This window comes from Micromonospora sp. DT178 (assembly GCF_049841695.1).
Taxonomy (GTDB): Bacteria; Actinomycetota; Actinomycetes; order Mycobacteriales; family Micromonosporaceae; genus Micromonospora.
Genome location: NZ_JBNCKV010000016.1, coordinates 101,204 through 117,541, shown reverse-complemented (window position 1 = coordinate 117,541; position 16,338 = coordinate 101,204). Strand labels below are relative to the sequence as shown.

Below are 16,338 nucleotides of genomic sequence, written 5' to 3'. Positions count from 1 at the left end.
GCCTTGGCCGGGCTCGCTCCCACGCCCGCCGGTCCGACGCCGCCGGACCCCCGGGTGCCGGGCCGGGCGGACGGCTGGCCCCTGTGGAGGGGGCGGCGGGTGACGGGGTGTACTACGCGGGTTAGTAGGCTGTGCCGGTGACCGAATCACGCCCCGGACGGCCCCGATGACCAGCGCAGCGTCGGCGGGTTCGCCGGTGGACGGGCTTCTCGCGACCGCCTCGATCGTGCTGTCGCTCCTCGTCGCCGTCTGGGCGCTGGTGGCGACGCTGCGGCACCGCGCGCCGGACCGGGCGCAGTTCGCCGGCCTGGCCGTGCTGGAGGTGGCGCTGCTCGCGTTGGCCGCGGTGGCGCTGGTCGCCCTCGGCGACGGCGAGCGCCCCGACGAGCCGGGCGCCTTCTTCGGCTACCTCGCGACGGTGGTCTGCCTGCCGCCGCTGGCCTGGGTGCTGGCCCGGATGGAGCCGACGCGCTGGGGCTCGGCGATCGTCTGCGCGGTCTGCCTGGTCACCCCGGTGGTCGTCGTACGGCTCCAGCAGACCTGGGAGGTGCTGGGTGGCTGACGTACCCGCCCCGAAGGTGAAGCGGACCAACGCCGGCCCGGGACGGCTGCTGATCGCGGTCTACCTGCTCTTCGCGATCGCCGCGACGAGCCGCGCCGGCCTCCAGATCGCCACGAAGTTCGACGAGGCGCCCGTGGCGTACCTGCTCTCGGCCCTCGCCGCGGCCATCTACATCGTCGCGGCGGTGGGGCTGGCCCGCGCCGGCGCCGCCGGCCGCCGCGTGGCGCTCGCGTGCTGCGCCGTGGAGTTGGTCGGGGTGCTCGGCGTCGGGGCCCTCAGCCTCGCCGACCCGGAGCTCTTCCCCGACGAGACGGTCTGGTCGCAGTTCGGCAGCGGGTACGGCTACATCCCGCTGGTCCTGCCGGTGCTCGGCCTGCTCTGGCTCTGGCGCACCCGCCCCACCAACCCCTGACCTCCAGCCCACCCACCCCCGCGCCAGAACGGGCGCGATCACGCAGTCGTGGTGCCCGTGGTGGCCGGGTTCGCCGGCCTTGCGGGGCACCACGACTGCATGATCGACGTTCCCGGGGAGGGCTCGCGGGGTGGGGCGGGAGGGGGTCAGGACTTGGGGCCGCCGGCCACGTAGATGACCTGGCCGGAGACGAACGAGGCGCCCTCGCTGGCCAGGAACGAGATGGTGTGCGCGACGTCCTCGGGGCGGCCGACCCGGCGTACGGCGATCTCCGACTCGGCGTGCTTCTGCAGCGCCTCGAAGTCGACCTTCATCCGGGCCGCGGTGGCGGCGGTCATGTCGGTGACGATGAAGCCGGGCGCGACCGCGTTGACGGTCACCCCGAACGGGCCCAGCTCGATGGCGAGGGTCTTGGTGAAGCCCTGGAGGCCGGCCTTCGCCGCCGCGTAGTTCGCCTGGCCCCGGTTGCCCAGCGCCGAGGTGCTGGACAGGTTGACGATCCGGCCCCACTTCGCCTCGACCATGTGCTTCTGGGCGGCCTGGCTGAACAGGAACGCGCCGCGCAGGTGCACCCCCATGACCGTGTCCCAGTCGGTGTCGGTCATCTTGAACAGCAGGTTGTCGCGGAGCACGCCGGCGTTGTTGACCAGCACCGTCGGGGCGCCCAGCTCCGCGGCGACCCGCTCCACGGCCGCCTCGACCTGGGCCCGGTCGGACACGTCCGCGCCGACGCCGAGCGCCCGGCCGCCGGCCGCCACGACGGCATCCACGGTCTCCTTCGTCGCCGACTCATCGATGTCGACCACGGCGACCGCGAGGCCGTCGGCCGCCAGCCGCCGGGCGGTGGCCGCCCCGATCCCCCGCGCCGCGCCCGTGACGATGGCGACCCGCTGCTCCTCCGACATGCCTACCTCCCGGTAACTTACGCTCGATCGAAGGAGCTTAACCCAGCCGTACGCCGACGCCGGCCCCGCGCGGGACACCGCTCACGAGCATCGCCCGGCTACTCTCGCCGCCGTGAAGGCAGTGGAGATCGAAGCACCCGTCGTCGGTGTCACCGTCTACCCGGACCGCGCCCGGGTCACCCGCCGGGGCAGCACCCGGTTGACCGCCGGTGAGCACCGCGTACGCGTCGCACCGTTGCCGCTGGGCCTGCGGCGGGACTCGCTGCGGGTCGGCGGCCGGGGCGCGGCCACCGTGCTCGGCGTGGACGTCACGACGTGGCGGCAGGCACGCAGCACCGACGGGCAGGTTCGCGAGCTGGAGCAGCGGAGCCGGGAGCTGGCCGACGAGCTGGCCGAGGTCGACGACGCGGGCGAGGTCGAGACGCAGCGGGGGCAGTTCCTCACCCGGCTGGCCGACCGGGCCGGCGGCACGTACGCCCGCGCGCTGGCCTCCGGTGACGCCGCCCCGACCGACGTGGCCACCTTCGCCGACTCGGTGGCCGGTCAGCTCGCCGACTCCCAGCGCCGCCGTCGCGCGTTGGACCGGCGGCGCACCGACCTGACCGAGGAGCTGGCGGCCGTCAAGCGGCAGCTGGACGCCACGCGCGGCAAGCGGAAACCGGACCAGCTGGTCGCCGAGGTCACCGTGTCGGTGGACGCCGACGACGACGAGCTGGACCTGGAGCTGAGCTACCTGGTCGACGGGGCCCGCTGGCAGCCCTCCTACGACCTGCGGCTGGTCGACGACACCATGACCGTCACCTGGTTCGGGCTGGTCAGCCAGGACACCGGCGAGGACTGGCCGGAGTGCGTGCTCGAGCTCTCGACGGCCCGGCCGGCGGCGGCGACCCGCGTACCCGAACTGTCGCCCTGGTACCTCGACCGGCTCCGGCCGGTGCCGCCGCCGATGCCGATGGCGCCGGCGAGCTTCGGCGCGATGCCGGCGCCCGCAGCCCCCGGCGCGGCGCCCGCCGGCGCGGCGGCCCGGTCCGCCCCGCCGCGCCCCGAGATGCGGGAGAGCGTCGCCACCGTGGAGCAGGGGGTCACGGCGGCCACCTACCGGCCGGCGCGCCCGGTCGCGGTGCCGGCCGACGGCAGCGCCCACCGCGCCACCATCGCCGTGCTGGAGCTGCCGGCCCGGCTGGACCACGTGACCGTGCCGGTCCGCGCGGCCGAGGCGCACCTGCGGGCGACGGTCCGCAACACCTCGTCGCACACGCTGCTCCCCGGCCCGGCGGCGGTCTTCCACGGCGCCGACTTCGTCGCGACCACCCGGCTGCCGGTGTGGGCGCCCGGCGAGGAGACCGAGCTGGCGCTCGGCGTGGACGACCGGGTGCGGGTGGAACGGAAGCTGGGCCGGCGCGCCGACACCCGGGCCACGCTCGGCTCGACCCGGCGGCGGGACGTGGAGTACCGGATCAGCGTGGCCAACCACACGCCCCGGCCGGCGAGCGTGGAGGTGCGCGACCAGCTGCCGGTGTCCCGCGACGAGGCGGTGGTCGTGCGGGAGTCCACCCTCGTCCCGCCCCCGGCCGAGCGCACGGAGCTGGGCGAGTTGACCTGGCGGTTGCGGCTCGGGCCGGGGGAGAGCGGCGAGATCACCCTGGGCTTCCGGGTGGAGCTGGCCAAGGGGGTCGAACTGGCCGGCTGGCGGGAGTGACCGGTCAGAGGCCACGACCGCGGCAGAGGCGGATCCACCGGTAGCCGTAGCCGGCGACCTTCAGGCGGTCCAGCTTGCCGACCTCGCCGTAGTTGCGGTCGGCGAGGACGTCGATGGGCAGGTCCGCCTCCGGCTCCAGCAGGCTGAGGTCCACCTCGGCGTCGGTGGTGCCGAGGTTGTGCACGAAGACCATCGTGCCGGTCCGCCCGTCGGCCCGGTGCGCCAGCACTCCCGGCGGCATCGCCACGTCGATGTGGGTGGTCGAGCCCGAGCCCACCTCGGGGGCCTCGCGCAGCGTACGGATCATCCGCTCGAACCAGGCGAGCAGCGACTTCTGGTCGCTGCGCTGGGCGGTCACGTTGACCTTCTCGTACGAGTAGTCGCCCTTGTCGATCACCGGGCGGACCAGCTTCTCCGGGTCGGCGGTGGAGAAGCCGGCGTTCGGCTGGTACGACCACTGCATCGGGGTGCGGATCGCCTCCCGGCCGGGCAGCGACAGGTCCTCCCCCATGCCGATCTCCTCGCCGTAGCGCAGCACCGGCGTGCCGCGCAGCGAGAACTGCAACGCGTACGCCAGCTCGATGCGGCGGCGGTCGTTGCCGAGCATCGGGGCGAGCCGGCGGCGGATGCCCCGGTCGTAGATCCGCATGTCCTCGTCCGGGCCGAACTGCGCGTACACCTGGTTGCGCTGCTCGGCGGTGAGCCGGGAGAGGTCGATCTCGTCGTGGTTGCGCAGGAAGGTGGCCCACTGCCCGCCCTCGGGCAGCGCCGGGGTGTCCCGCAGCGCCTCGATGATCGGTTCCGGATCCTGCCGGGCCAGGGCCAGCATCAGCCGCCCGTTGAGCATGAAGTCGAAGAGCATGTGCAGGCGGTTGCCCGAGCCGCCGCTGTCGGCGAAGAAGGTCGGCAGCTGGTCGGGCTCGACGTTGGCCTCGGCGAGCAGGACGGCGTCGCCCCGGCGCCACTGCACGTGCTGGCGCAGCTCGGTGAGGAACTCGAAGTCCTTCGGCGAGTTCGGGTTGCCCGGCTCGGTCAGCTCGATGATGAACGGCACCGCGTCCATCCGGAAGCCGGAGACGCCGAGCTGGAGCCAGAACGAGACGATCTTCTTGATCTCCTCGCGGACCGCCGGGTTCGTGAAGTTCAGGTCCGGCTGGAACTTGTAGAACCGGTGGTAGTACCAGGCCTTGGCCGTCCGGTCGTAGCTCCACGTCTCGTGCTGCTCGCCGGGGAAGACCATGCCCTGGTGCCGGTCGGCCGGCTCGTGGTCGGACCAGACGTACCAGTCCCGGTACGGCGAGTCGGGCGAGGAGCGGGCGGACTGGAACCACGGGTGCTCGTTCGAGGTGTGGTTCACCACCAGGTCGATGATCACCCGGATGCCGCGGTTCTGCGCCTGGTGCAGCAGCTCCGCGAAGTCGCCGAGGGTGCCGAAGCGCGGGTCGATGTTGTAGAAGTCGGTCGCGTCGTAGCCGTCGTCCCGGTTGGGTGACGGGTGGATGGGGTGCAGCCAGAGGCAGGTCACGCCCAGCCGGGCGAGGTAGTCCAGCCGGCCGATGAGCCCCCGGATGTCACCGACCCCGTCGCCGTCGGAGTCCGCGTACGTGTCGATGTCGAGGCAGTAGACGACCGCCTCCGAGTACCACCTGTCAGCCATGCCTGGCTAATGTCTCCGATCCCGGCGCCCGGCAAACGCGAACGCCCCACCCGTGCTCCCCGCCCGGGTCGGTGGCGCCCGTCAGGTGGTGACGGCGATCCCGCTCACCTGCCCGCCACCGCTCATGGTCAGCCAGGGGGCGTAGGCGCCCTGCTTGGCGAAGAAGTTCCCGCCGCCGACGAAGGCGAACCAGTCCTGGCCGGTCAGCGCGACGTCGCTGACCTGCCCGCCCCCGGCCATGGTCAGCCACTCGGCGTAGATGCCGTCCTTGGCGAAGAAGTCGCCGCCCTGAAGCCACCCGATCCAGTTACCGCCCAGCACCACCTTCGACGCCCCACCCGCGTTGACCGCCCGCCACGACGAGTACGCCCCATCCTTCGCGTACACCACACCCGCCGAGTTCACGAACGCGAACCGGTCACCACTGACCGCGATGTCCCGCACCTGCCCACCCCCGGCCATCGACAACCACTCACCGAACACGCCGTCCTTGACGAAGAAGTCACCACCCTGAAGCCACCCGATCCAGTTGCCACCCAGCACCACCTTCGACGCCCCACCCGCGTTGACCGCCCGCCACGACGAGTACGCCCCATCCTTCGCGTACACCACACCCGCCGAGTTCACGAACGCGAACCGGTCACCACTGACCGCGATGTCCCGCACCTGCCCACCCCCGGCCATCGACAACCACTCACCGAACACGCCGTCCTTGACGAAGAAGTCACCACCCTGAAGCCACCCGATCCAGTTACCGCCCAGCACCACCTTCGACGCCCCACCCGCGTTGACCGCCCGCCACGACGAGTACGCCCCATCCTTCGCGTACACCACACCCGCCGAGTTCACGAACGCGAACCGGTCGGGGACTGCGTCGGCCGGTGTCAGGTCGGCGAACGGGAGGTTGATCGGGGCGCCCTTGGTGACCATGCCGCCGCAGGCGTACGCCGGGCGGATGTCGTACACCGCGCCGTGGCGGCGGATCTCGAAGTGCAGGTGCGGGCCCGTGGAATTGCCCGTGCTGCCGACGTGCCCGAGCACCTGCCCCTGCCCGACCTGCTGCCCCACGACGACCGACGCCGCCCCCACCATGTGCAGGTACCGGGTCTGGTAGCCACCGGCGTGCGAGAGCGTCACCATGTTGCCCCCACCCGAGGTCCACCCCGCGAAGGCCACCGTGCCCGCGTACGCCGCACCGATCGCCATCCCGCTGTTGCCCGCGATGTCCACCCCGTAGTGATCACTGTCGGTGGCACCACACCTGTTCGCGAGCACCCCCGTGACCCGCCCACCCACCGGCTGGACCATGACCCCGACCTGCGCGGACGCCGGCCGGGCCGGTACGAGCGCGAGCCCGCACACGACGGCCGCGGCGACCACGAGCGCCCAGCGCCGTCTTCCCGTGTTCTCCCTGGTCACGTAACGCCCTTCTCGCGATCTTCCCGGCATCGGAACAACGCCGTGAATATAGACGAGCCTCCCCGGCGATCCGTGGCCGTCGCCCCCGGGCGCCCACCGGCGGTACCGTCGCCGGCATGGGTGACGCGGAGCGGCCGGTCGACTGGGCCGAGGGTGAGTGGTGCAACGAGCCGGTGCGGGTCGAGACCGGGCCGGCGGGCGAGCTGCTGGTGCAGCCGGCCGAGGGCAGCGACCTGTGGCGGCACACGTCCTACGGCTTCGTCCACGACGACGCCCCGGCGCTGCTCGCGCCGCTGCCCGTCGGCGAGGCCGTGGAGGTGGCCTTCGTCCTCGACTACGGCGAGCAGTTCGACCAGGCCGGTGTGCTGGTGCGGGTGGACGAGCGGAACTGGGTCAAGGCCGGGGTGGAGGTCAGCGACGGCCAGCCGCAGGTCGGTGCCGTGGTGACCCGGGAGGTCTCCGACTGGTCGGTCGCCCCCGTGCCGATGTGGGCCGGGCGGGAGGTGACCGTCCGGGTCAGCCGCGACCGGGACGCGCTCACCGTACGGGCCCGGTCCGACGACGAGCCGTGGCGGCTGGTCCGGCTCGCCCCGCTGGCCCCGGAGGCGGTGGCCGCGGCCGGGCCGTACTGCTGCTCCCCCACCCGGGCGGGCCTGCGGGTCCGGTTCACCGGCTGGCGGCGCGGGCCGGCCGACGCGGCGCTGCACCCGGAGGGCTGAACCGGGTGGCCCCACTCACGGGCAGGTGTGGCGGCCGGGGCACGGGGTAGAGAAATCTGATCCGGACCCGGCCGAAAGGATCGCGATGGCACTCGCCGAGAACGTCGACCCGACCGAACTCGGCGGCCTGACCGGGTGGGTGGCGGGGGTGATCGACGCCGCCGGTGCCGTCGGGGTGGCCCTGCTGGTCGCCCTGGAGAGCATCATCCCGCCGATCCCGAGCGAGATCGTGCTGGCGATGGCCGGCTACCTGGCCAGCGAGGGACGGTTCAACGTCGTCCTGGTGGGGCTCGCCGCCACCGCCGGTTCCCTGGGCGGGGCGCTCGTCCTCTACTGGCTGGGCGCGGCGGCCGGCGAGGACCGGCTCAAGCGCTGGCTCGACCGGCTGCCCCTGGTCGACCTCGACGACCTGGAGAAGGCAGACCGCTGGTTCGAGCGACACGGTCGGTGGGCGGTGCTCTTCGGCCGGATGATGCCGGTGGTACGCAGCCTGATCTCCATCCCCGCCGGGGCCAACCGGATGCCGCTGCCGGAGTTCATCGCGTTCACCACGCTGGGCAGCGGCATCTGGAACGCGCTCTTCGTCGGCCTGGGATATGCGCTCGGCTCCCGCTGGCAGCAGATCGAGCAGTACAGCAAGTGGTTCGACTACGGCATCATCGCCGTCTTCGTCGTGATGATCGCCTGGTGGGTGATCAAGAAGACCCGTCGCCGCCGCGCCCACGCCGACGCCACCCCCTGACTCCCCTCCCCCACCCACCCACCCCGTCGATCATGCAGTCGTGGTGCCGGTTCCGACCGCGTACGCGGCTTCTGCGGACCACCACAACTGCATGATCGACCCTGGTGTCGTGGGTCAGGGGAGGGTGTCGAGGTGGGGGGCCACCGTGCGGGCGAAGGTGTTGCCGTTGCTCACGTCCCAGTTGACCGACCAGGTCATCGCGCCGCGGATGCCCGGGTAGGTGCGCGGCGGGCGGAAGCTGCCGCAGTTGGTGCCGCGGGCCAGGCAGTCCAGCGCCGCGTTCACCACGCTGGGCGCGACGATGCCGCCGCCGGCCGCGCCGGGACCGGCCGGCAGGCCGAGACCGACCTGGTCCGGGCGGAGCCCGGCCTCCAGCTGGATGCAGGCCAGCGCGACGATGAAGTTCACCGTCCCCTGGGCGTACGCGGCGTTGCGGTCGCAGCCGAGCATCGCCCCGGAGTTGTAGAACTGGGTGTTCACGACGGTGAGGATGTCCTTGATGTCGAGCGCCAGCTTGAAGTAGCTGGTCTCCGGGGACTGCATGTCGATCGTCTGCGGGGCCATCGCGATGATCAGCCCGGAGCCCACCTTGGCCCGCAGCGAGCGCAGCGCCTGGGCCATGTAGGTCGGGTTGAGCCCGTTCTCCAGGTCGATGTCGACGCCGTCGAAGCCGTACCGCTGGATCAGCGCGTGGACGCTGTCGCTGAACGCGGCGGCGGAGGCGGCGTCGTTGACCGCGACCCGGCCCGTCTCGCCGCCGACCGAGATGATCACCTTCTTGCCCCGGGACTGGAGGGTGCGCACGTCGGCGGAGAAGTCGGCGTCGGTGTAGCCGCCGAGCGCGGTCGACAGGCCGGGGTCGATGGCGAAGGTGACCTGGCCGGGGGTGGCGGTGGCCTCGGCGAAGGCGACCGCGACGACGTCGTACTCGGCCGGGACGTCGCGCAGCCGCAGCTCGACCGCCGGGTTGTCGAAGTTGTGCCAGTACCCGGTGAGGATGTGCTTCGGCAGGCCGGTGTTCGGCGGCGGGCTCGTCGGCGGCGGCGTGGTCGGGGGCGGCGTGGTGGGCGGCGCCGTCGTCGGGGGTGCGGTGGTGGGCGGCGCGGTGGTGGGGTTGGCGCCGCCGCCGCACGCCGTGCCGTTGAGCTGGCAGTTGGTGGGCGCGCCCGGCCCGGAGCCGAGGAAGCCGAACGAGACCGAGGCGCCCGGGGCGAGGCGACCGTTCCAGGACCGGTTGGTGAAGGTGTGCCGCTGGCCCGACGAGGTCAGCAGCGCGTCCCAGTAGCTGCCGAGGGTGGTGCCGGCCGGCAGGTCGAAGGCGACGGTCCAGCCGTCGACCGTGGATCCGCCACCGTTCGTGATCGTGTACTTCCCCTCCCAGCCCGAGCCCCAGTCGGACGTCTTGACGAAGCTGGCGGTCACCCCGGCGGCGAACGCGGGCATCGCCACCCACACCGCACCGAGCGCCGCCACCACGGCTGTGACCAGCGAGAACACCAGGGATCTGGATCGTTTCACGACACCCTCCACACCCGGACGCCATCCATCGGCATCGACATTGACGCCTATTATTAGGAGTGTTAACTGTTTCTGTCCAGGGTGGGCCGGCGGGAGCCCCCGGCGACGGCCGGGGGCTCCACGGGGCTCAGGGCCCGAAGCGGGCTCAGGGGTCAGCGGCGGAAGGTGAACCAGTTGACGTTGACGAAGTCGGCGGGCTGTCCGCTGCTGAAGGTCAGGTAGACCGTCCGGCGGCCGGTCGGGCCGGCGACGTTGCCGGGAACCGAGCGCCAGCTCTGCCAGCCGCCGGTGTTCCCGATCGCGAAGCTGCCGATCGGCGGGCCGGTCGGGCTGTCCAGCCGGACCTCCACCAGCCCGCTGGCCCCGCCCGCCGCGCCGGAGGCGACGCGGGCGACGAAGTCGCGTGGCGGGGTGGCCCCGAACTCGACGCTGTCGAACCGCACCCAGTCGCCGTTGCGCAGCGCGCCGATGTTCTGCCCGCCCTCGGCGCACGCCTCGACGAGCACCCCGTTCTGCGCGTTGAACGACTCCGCCTGGATCGTCGCGTACGCGTCCCGCACCCCGCCGGGCGGTGGCGTCGTCGGCGGCGGGGTCGTGGGCGGAGGCGTGCTGCCGCCGCCCCGGCTGTACACCGCCACGTAGTCGACCAGCATCGGCCGGCCGGGGACGGTGGCGGCGGTCGGCGTGGCGCCACCGGCCACCCCGTTCGGGAAGGCCCCGCCCATCGCCACGTTGAGCAGCAGGAAGTAGCCGGCGTGGCTGGTCATCTGCGACCAGTACGGCTCGCCGACCCGGGACTGGCTCACGGAGTGGTAGAGCTGGCCGTCGACGTACCAGCGCAGCTGCTGCGGGCTGGCCGAGGCGTCCCACTCGAACCGGTAGGTGTGGAAGGCCGACTGGCAGGTGCTGCCGGGGCAGGCCCGGGACGCGCCGATGCCGTTGAACTCGTCGCACGGCCCGCCCGGGGCCACGCCGCAGTGCAGCACGCCCCAGACCGAGTTGAGGCCGTTGACGTTCTCCATCACGTCGAACTCGCCGATGCCCGGCCAGTTCTGGTAGTTGCCCCGGTACGGCGAGCCGAGCGCCCAGAACGCCGGCCAGTAGCCGGACGCCTGGGCCCCGGTGACGTTGGGCATCTGGATGCGGCCCTCGATGGCCAGCACGCCGCCGGACGGGGGCTTGAAGTTGCTGCGCACGGTCTCGATCCGGGCCGAGGTCCAGCGGCCCGAGGCGTCGCGCAGCGGGGTGATCCGCAGGTTGCCGCCGCCGTCGTGACTGACGTTGGCGGTGCTGTTGGTGTACGTCTGGATCTCCCCGGTGCCCCAGTTCGGCGGGCCGCCGGGATAGCTGGTGCCGGTGTCGATGATCCAGTTGCCGGCGGACGGCAGCGTGCCGGCCGCGCCGGTGAAGTCGTCGCTCCACACCAGGCTCCAGCCGGGCGCGGGCGCCGGGACGGCGGCGTTCGCGGTCACGGTCGTGCCGACCAGTGCGGTCGCGGCGGCGGTGAGGAGGGTCAACGCCAGGGTCAGCCGGCGTCGCGGGGGCGGGGCGGCGGGCGCCGCCGGGGCAGGTGTCATTGACGTGCCTCTCTGCGGGGACGGTCGAGAGAGCGCTCTCTCACGAGTTGTACGTGCCGCTTCCGCAGATGTCAACGCCCGTCGATGCGAGCCGGCTCGGGCCGCGGCCGGCGCAGCACCGCCTGCTCCGCCGCCGACCAGGCGGTGGTGGTGACCAGGTAGATCACCGCGGCCAGCGGCAGCACCAGCGCCACCAGCACCGTCGTGTACGGCAGCAGCGGCAGCAGCCGGCCGAGCACCGCCGCGCCGGGCCCCTCGGTCGGCGCACCGGCCACCGTTCCGCTCGCCGCCGCCGCGCGCCGCATCCGCCGCGACGTCCACCAGGCGAGCACGAGCAGGGCCGCCAACAGGGCGCCGAACAGCGGCAACGCGCCGCCGACCGACCCGTCGCCGAGATGGTGCCCCAGCGGCACACCGGCCAGGCGCTCGGTCAGCAGCCCCGTGCCGCCCTCGGCGGTGGTGAAGAGCCGGTACATCACCAGCAGGAACGGGGCCTGGAGCAGCAGCGGCAGGCAGCCGGACACCGGGCTGGCGCCGTTGGCCCGGTAGAGCGCGAACAGTTCGCCCTGCAACCGGGCGGGGTCGTCCGCGTACCGCCGCTGAAGCTCGCGGACCTCGGGGGCGAGCGCCGCGCGGCGCCGCTCTCCGCGGACCTGCGCGAGGGTCAGCGGCGAGATCAGCAACCGGACGACGACGGTGAGGACGACGATGGCGGCGGCCGTGGCCGCGTCGCCGGCCAGCGGTTCGAGCAGGGTGGTGAACCAGGCGAGCGCGCGGCCGGCGGCGCCGACGGCGTCGTGCAGAGGTGCGAAGGCGAGCATGGGTGACCCCTCGGTCCGATTCCGGGTGCCGGTCCGGCGGCGGGTGAGTCGCCGGACGGGCGGATGGCGGCGGAATCGGCCGCGCGGCGGTGCTACGCGGCCGAGGGGCGCAGACCGGGCGCGCGGGGACGGGGACGCCCGGCGGCGTCCGGGTCGACCTGCCGGGGCACCCGGCGGCGGCGGGCCCGCGCGCGCAGGGCGGCGGCGCGGCCGGCCCGGGGCGCGTCGACGACGCCGGCCGCGTGCGCCGCGAGCGCGACGGCGACCAGCGCCACCGCGGCGAGCGCGGCCCCGGCGAGCAGCCCGGCCGGGCGGTCGGCGAGCAGGGTCAGGTGGGCGAGGGCGTACGCCCACGCCCCCAGCACGATCCCCAGCGACCCCGGCACGCCGACCAGCCTAGGACCCGTTGTCACGCCACCCGGCCCGTTCGCGCGACAAGCCCCGCCACACCCGCCCTGACCTGCGCTTATACGACAGGTCCGGGGTGGACGGAGGCGCGGCGGAGGTGGTACGACTTGGTGCGTCGACAGCCAACGTCGGTATGTCGTCCTTTTCGGCCGCCGGTGTGCCTCCGCGTCGTCGGGCATGCCGCGCCGACCCGGGCGATGGGAGCGGGCCCTCCCGGTACACCGTCGGCACCGGGCGCCCGCCCCGGCCGACGGGCCGGCTCGACGAGGTGGCGGGCCATCGTTAGGAGCCGCCGTGCCCCACAATCGAATCCGCTCCAGGCACCAGCCCTTCGAGATCGCCATCATGGCGACCGCCCCGGTGTGCGGGGTCCTCCTGATCGTCCTCGACGTCCGGCCGCAGTCGGTGGAGATGGCGATGCCGGGGCCCATCCAGGCGGGGTGGGAGTCGGGCCTCATCGTGGCCGGCGTCGCCGGGCTGCTGGGCGTGCTCTGGCCGGGCCGGCTCTCCACCGGTCTCGGGATCGAACTCGCGTCGGTGCTCATGCTGGGCACGATCACCGGCATGTACGCCGTCGCCCTGGCGGTGGTCACCGGCCCGCAGGGGGTCGCGGCGATGTCGTTCGTCGTCGCGGTGGCCGCCGGCTCCGGGTGGCGTGCCGTCCAGATCGCGCTCGACCTGCGCCGGCTCACCCGGGCCGGCCAGGCCGCCCAGCTCGCCGGGGTGGCCGTCGGTGGCACCCTCCCCGCCAGGGGTGGGACGTGAACACCTCGACACCGTCCGCCCCGCACTGGGTGCAGGTCCTGCTCTCCGTCCTCGGCGTGCTCGGGGGCACCGGCGGTCTCGCCGTCATCGCCACCGTCATCGTGCAGCGGGGCAAGTTCAAGGCGGACGCCGCCGACACCCTCACCGACGCCGCCCTCACGCTGGTGCAGCCGCTGCGCACCCGGGTCGCCGAGCTGGAGGAGGCGGCGCTGCTCGCCCGGGCACAGCTCGACTCGGCGCGCGAGCAGGAACGGCAGCTGCGGGCGACGGTCTGGGACCTGCGCCGGACCCTGGAGCGGTGGCGGGAGGCCATCCTGGCCCCGGACGCCACGCTGCGCCGCATCCGCGCCCTGGTGCGGGACGGCGAGGACCGCGGGCCGCGGTGACCTGCGGGTCTCGCGCGGCGTGATCCCCCCTGCCGGCGCGCGACGGGCGACACGCCGGGGCCGCGTTTCTCCGCCTCCGCACGGTGGGTAACCACTGACCGACCCGGCGCGGACGGACCGCTACCGGGCGTGAACGGACGGTGGTGGCGATGACCGGCCAGGTGGCGGAGGCTCCGAGCGGGACGGCCGAGGGGACCGACCTGCTCACGGTGGGTGTCGAGGAGGAGTTCCTGCTCGTCGACCCGCACACCGGGGCCGCGGTGCCCGCTGTCGACCTCGTCATGGAGCAGGTGCCGCCCGAGCTGCGCGGTCAGGTGGAGCGGGAGTTCCAGACCAGCCAGATCGAGATCGGCAGCCCGCCCGGCCTGGAACTCTCCTCGATCCGGCACTCCCTCGGCGTGCTGCGGGCCGCGCTCGCCGACGCGGCCGAGCGGGCCGGCGTACGGCTGCTCGCCATCGGCACCGGGCCGGTCGACGGTCCGGTGCCCCCGGTGGTCGACAAGCCCCGCTTCGACCGGATGATCGAACGGTTCCGCCTGCTGGTCCCCGGCCCCGGCAACAACGGCATGCACGTGCACGTCGGGGTGCCCGACCCGGAGACCGGCGTGCAGGTGCTCAACCACGTCCGGCCCTGGCTGCCGGTGCTGCACGCGGTCACCACCAACTCCCCCTTCGCCAGGGGCGAGGACACCGGGTACGCGAGCTGGCGGTCGGTGGAGTGGGAGCGCTGGCCGTCGGTGGCGCCCACCCCGTACCTGGAGTCCCACGAGCACTACGAACGGCTGATCCGGCAGCTGATCGCCAGCGGCGTGATGCTCGACGAGGGGATGCTCTACTGGTACGCCCGTCTGTCGGCCAAGTACCCGACGGTGGAGATCCGCATCGGCGACGTCTGCCCGTCGGTGGACGACGCGGTGCTCGTCGCCGCGCTGGTCCGGGCCATGGTGGCGACGGCGATGGACGACATGGCCGCCGGTCGGCCCGCCCTGCGTACCGACCACCACCTGCTGGTCGCCGCGCACTGGCGGGCGGCCCACGACGGGTTGGAGGGCGACGGCGTCGACCTGACCGACGGCGAGCTGCGGCCGGCCTGGGAGCTGTTCGGCCAGCTGATCGAGCGGCTGCGCCCGGCGCTGGAACGGCACGGCGACCTCGACGAGGTCACCCACCTCGTCGCCGGGCTGCGCCGGCACGGCAGCGGGGCGGCCCGGCAGCGCGCCGTCTTCGCGCGTACCGGCAAGCTCGTGGACGTGGTGGAGGACGTCGCGCGGCAGACCCGTGGCGCGAGCCGGTCGTGACAGGATGGTGACCGTGGCGCAACGGCTGATCGTCATCGGTGGGGACGCCGCGGGAATGGCGGCGGCGTCCCAGGCGCGACGCCGGCGGGACCGTGGCGACCTGGAGATCGTCGCCTTCGAGCGGGGGCACTTCACGTCGTACTCGGCGTGCGGCATCCCGTACTGGATCAGCGGCCTGGTGCCCGAGCGGGACCAGTTGATCGCCCGCGACCCGGAGACGTTCCGGGAGAAGTTCGACATCGACGTCCGGCTGCGGCACGAGGTGACCGCCATCGACCTCGACCGGCGCGAGGTCACCGCGCGGGACCTCGACGGCGGCGGCGAGGTCCGGGAGCGCTTCGACACCCTGATGTACGCCACCGGGGCGGTGCCCAAGAAGCCCGGCTGGGCGGACACCGCCGCCGGCGGGGTCTTCGGGATGCAGACCCTCGACGACGGCGCCGCGCTGCGCGACTGGCTGGACGCCGAGCCCCGGCCGCGCCGGGCGGTGGTGATCGGCGGCGGCTACATCGGCGTGGAGATGGCCGAGGCGCTGATCCAGCGCGGGCTCGCCGTCACCCTGGTCGAGCAGGCCGAGCAGCCGATGGCCACCGTGGACCCGGACATGGCCGAGCTGGTCACGGACGCGATGCGGGGCATCGGCGTCACCATCCGCACCGGCCTCGGGGTGACCGGGCTGGAGGAGACCGATGGCCGGGTGTCCGCGGTGGTCACCGCCGAGGGGCCCATCCCGGCCGACGTGGTCGTCCTCGGTCTGGGCGTACGCCCCAACACCGCGCTCGCGGAGGCCGCCGGCCTGCCGCTGGGCACCACCGGCGGGATCCGGGTGGACCGCCGGATGCGGGTGCAGGGGGTGCCGGGCGTCTGGGCCGCCGGCGACTGCGTGGAGACGGTGCATCGGGTCACCGGGCTGCCGGTGCACGTGCCGCTGGGCACCCACGCCAACAAGCAGGGCCGGGTCGCCGGCATCAACATCGGCGGCGGGTACGCGACCTTCGCCGGGGTGATCGGCACCGCCGTCACCAAGGTCTGCGAGCTGGAGGTCGGGCGCACCGGGCTGCGCGAGAAGGACGCCGCGGCGGCGGGGTTCGAGTTCGTCTCCGTGATCGCCGAGTCGACCAACCGCGCCGGCTACTACCCGGGCGCCCGGCCGATGACGGTGAAGCTGATCGCGGAGAAGCCCAGCGGTCGGCTGCTCGGTGCGCAGATCGTGGGCTGGTCCGAGGCCGCCAAGCGGATCGACACCCTCGCGGTGGCGCTGTGGAACGGCATGACGGTGGACGACATGACCGCGCTCGACCTGGGCTACGCCCCGCCGTACGCCCCGGTCTGGGACCCGGTGCTGATCGCCGCCCGCAAGGCCGTCGACGCCCTGGCCGCCGTCGGCCGGTAGCCCCCACCGCGGCGCGCACCTGGTCGGAGTGACGGCCGCACACCCCCGTGGGCTTTG

General features: G+C 73.5%; 16 protein-coding genes. 9 read left to right on the top strand and 7 right to left on the bottom strand.

The window, feature by feature from the left end; genetic code table 11:
* The first annotated feature begins 166 nt into the window (after positions 1 to 166).
* Entirely contained in the window at positions 167 to 562 is a 396-nt protein-coding gene (locus ACLQ22_RS25100) for a hypothetical protein (protein ID WP_425694471.1), read from the top strand.
* On the top strand, positions 555 to 974 hold the full coding sequence (locus ACLQ22_RS25095) for a hypothetical protein (RefSeq protein WP_425694470.1): 420 nt from the start codon (positions 555 to 557) through the stop codon (positions 972 to 974). Before ACLQ22_RS25100 ends, ACLQ22_RS25095 begins: the two co-directional genes overlap by 8 nt.
* Before the next feature lie 146 nt (positions 975 to 1,120).
* On the opposite strand, the gene fabG is transcribed toward ACLQ22_RS25095, so the two are convergent.
* Positions 1,121 to 1,879, bottom strand: coding sequence for a 3-oxoacyl-ACP reductase FabG (gene fabG, locus ACLQ22_RS25090; RefSeq protein WP_425694469.1), 759 nt, complete (start codon positions 1,877 to 1,879; stop codon positions 1,121 to 1,123).
* Between the two features lie 121 nt (positions 1,880 to 2,000).
* On the opposite strand from fabG, the gene ACLQ22_RS25085 reads away from it, so the two are divergent.
* A complete protein-coding gene (locus ACLQ22_RS25085) occupies positions 2,001 to 3,578 on the top strand; it encodes a DUF4139 domain-containing protein (RefSeq protein WP_425694524.1) in 1,578 nt (525 codons plus the stop codon).
* A gap of 4 nt (positions 3,579 to 3,582) precedes the next feature.
* On the opposite strand, the gene ACLQ22_RS25080 is transcribed toward ACLQ22_RS25085, so the two are convergent.
* The gene (locus ACLQ22_RS25080) at positions 3,583 to 5,235 is read right to left on the bottom strand and encodes an alpha-amylase family protein (RefSeq protein ID WP_425694468.1); all 1,653 of its coding nucleotides are present in this window, start codon (positions 5,233 to 5,235) and stop codon (positions 3,583 to 3,585) included.
* A gap of 81 nt (positions 5,236 to 5,316) precedes the next feature.
* Positions 5,317 to 6,654: a M23 family metallopeptidase gene (locus ACLQ22_RS25075; protein WP_425694467.1), complete on the bottom strand. Its 1,338-nt coding sequence runs from the start codon at positions 6,652 to 6,654 to the stop codon at positions 5,317 to 5,319.
* 116 nt (positions 6,655 to 6,770) lie between these two features.
* On the opposite strand from ACLQ22_RS25075, the gene ACLQ22_RS25070 reads away from it, so the two are divergent.
* Both ACLQ22_RS25070 and ACLQ22_RS25065 read left to right on the top strand, forming a co-directional pair.
* Positions 6,771 to 7,373, top strand: a complete 603-nt coding sequence (locus tag ACLQ22_RS25070) for a DUF1349 domain-containing protein (protein ID WP_425694466.1) — start codon at positions 6,771 to 6,773, stop codon at positions 7,371 to 7,373.
* Between the two features lie 85 nt (positions 7,374 to 7,458).
* Positions 7,459 to 8,115 (top strand): DedA family protein, encoded by a 657-nt coding sequence (locus tag ACLQ22_RS25065; RefSeq protein WP_121399637.1) that lies wholly within the window; start codon positions 7,459 to 7,461, stop codon positions 8,113 to 8,115.
* A gap of 114 nt (positions 8,116 to 8,229) precedes the next feature.
* On the opposite strand, the gene ACLQ22_RS25060 is transcribed toward ACLQ22_RS25065, so the two are convergent.
* The 4 genes from ACLQ22_RS25060 to ACLQ22_RS25045 form a co-directional block, all read right to left on the bottom strand.
* On the bottom strand, positions 8,230 to 9,633 hold the full coding sequence (locus ACLQ22_RS25060) for a chitinase (RefSeq protein ID WP_425694465.1): 1,404 nt from the start codon (positions 9,631 to 9,633) through the stop codon (positions 8,230 to 8,232).
* A gap of 152 nt (positions 9,634 to 9,785) precedes the next feature.
* The gene (locus ACLQ22_RS25055; RefSeq protein ID WP_425694464.1) at positions 9,786 to 11,210 is read right to left on the bottom strand and encodes a carbohydrate-binding protein; all 1,425 of its coding nucleotides are present in this window, start codon (positions 11,208 to 11,210) and stop codon (positions 9,786 to 9,788) included.
* 71 nt (positions 11,211 to 11,281) lie between these two features.
* Positions 11,282 to 12,031: a YidC/Oxa1 family membrane protein insertase gene (locus tag ACLQ22_RS25050; RefSeq protein WP_425694463.1), complete on the bottom strand. Its 750-nt coding sequence runs from the start codon at positions 12,029 to 12,031 to the stop codon at positions 11,282 to 11,284.
* A gap of 92 nt (positions 12,032 to 12,123) precedes the next feature.
* The gene (locus ACLQ22_RS25045; RefSeq protein ID WP_425694462.1) at positions 12,124 to 12,417 is read right to left on the bottom strand and encodes a DUF6412 domain-containing protein; all 294 of its coding nucleotides are present in this window, start codon (positions 12,415 to 12,417) and stop codon (positions 12,124 to 12,126) included.
* Between the two features lie 316 nt (positions 12,418 to 12,733).
* Between ACLQ22_RS25045 and ACLQ22_RS25040 the strand changes: the two genes are divergently transcribed.
* The 4 genes from ACLQ22_RS25040 to ACLQ22_RS25025 all read left to right on the top strand — a co-directional run bounded on the left by ACLQ22_RS25040 (position 12,734) and on the right by ACLQ22_RS25025 (position 16,281).
* Positions 12,734 to 13,204, top strand: coding sequence for a hypothetical protein (locus ACLQ22_RS25040; RefSeq protein WP_425694461.1), 471 nt, complete (start codon positions 12,734 to 12,736; stop codon positions 13,202 to 13,204).
* Between the two features lie 38 nt (positions 13,205 to 13,242).
* Positions 13,243 to 13,590 (top strand): hypothetical protein, encoded by a 348-nt coding sequence (locus tag ACLQ22_RS25035; RefSeq protein WP_425694523.1) that lies wholly within the window; start codon positions 13,243 to 13,245, stop codon positions 13,588 to 13,590.
* A gap of 149 nt (positions 13,591 to 13,739) precedes the next feature.
* On the top strand, positions 13,740 to 14,888 hold the full coding sequence (locus ACLQ22_RS25030) for a carboxylate-amine ligase (RefSeq protein ID WP_425694460.1): 1,149 nt from the start codon (positions 13,740 to 13,742) through the stop codon (positions 14,886 to 14,888).
* 13 nt (positions 14,889 to 14,901) lie between these two features.
* Entirely contained in the window at positions 14,902 to 16,281 is a 1,380-nt protein-coding gene (locus ACLQ22_RS25025; protein ID WP_425694459.1) for an FAD-dependent oxidoreductase, read from the top strand.
* The last annotated feature ends 57 nt before the right edge of the window (positions 16,282 to 16,338 follow it).

Bases quoted from the DNA above. Each gene is read 5' to 3' on its own strand.
- ACLQ22_RS25065 (WP_121399637.1), top strand. From the start codon at position 7,459: ATGGCACTCGCCGAGAACGTCGACCCGACCGAACTCGGCGGCCTGACC.
- ACLQ22_RS25100 (WP_425694471.1), top strand. From the start codon at position 167: ATGACCAGCGCAGCGTCGGCGGGTTCGCCGGTGGACGGGCTTCTCGCG.
- ACLQ22_RS25080 (WP_425694468.1), bottom strand. From the start codon at position 5,235: ATGGCTGACAGGTGGTACTCGGAGGCGGTCGTCTACTGCCTCGACATC.
- fabG (WP_425694469.1), bottom strand. From the start codon at position 1,879: ATGTCGGAGGAGCAGCGGGTCGCCATCGTCACGGGCGCGGCGCGGGGG.
- ACLQ22_RS25070 (WP_425694466.1), top strand. From the start codon at position 6,771: ATGGGTGACGCGGAGCGGCCGGTCGACTGGGCCGAGGGTGAGTGGTGC.
- ACLQ22_RS25055 (WP_425694464.1), bottom strand. From the start codon at position 11,210: ATGACACCTGCCCCGGCGGCGCCCGCCGCCCCGCCCCCGCGACGCCGG.
- ACLQ22_RS25050 (WP_425694463.1), bottom strand. From the start codon at position 12,031: ATGCTCGCCTTCGCACCTCTGCACGACGCCGTCGGCGCCGCCGGCCGC.
- ACLQ22_RS25030 (WP_425694460.1), top strand. From the start codon at position 13,740: ATGACCGGCCAGGTGGCGGAGGCTCCGAGCGGGACGGCCGAGGGGACC.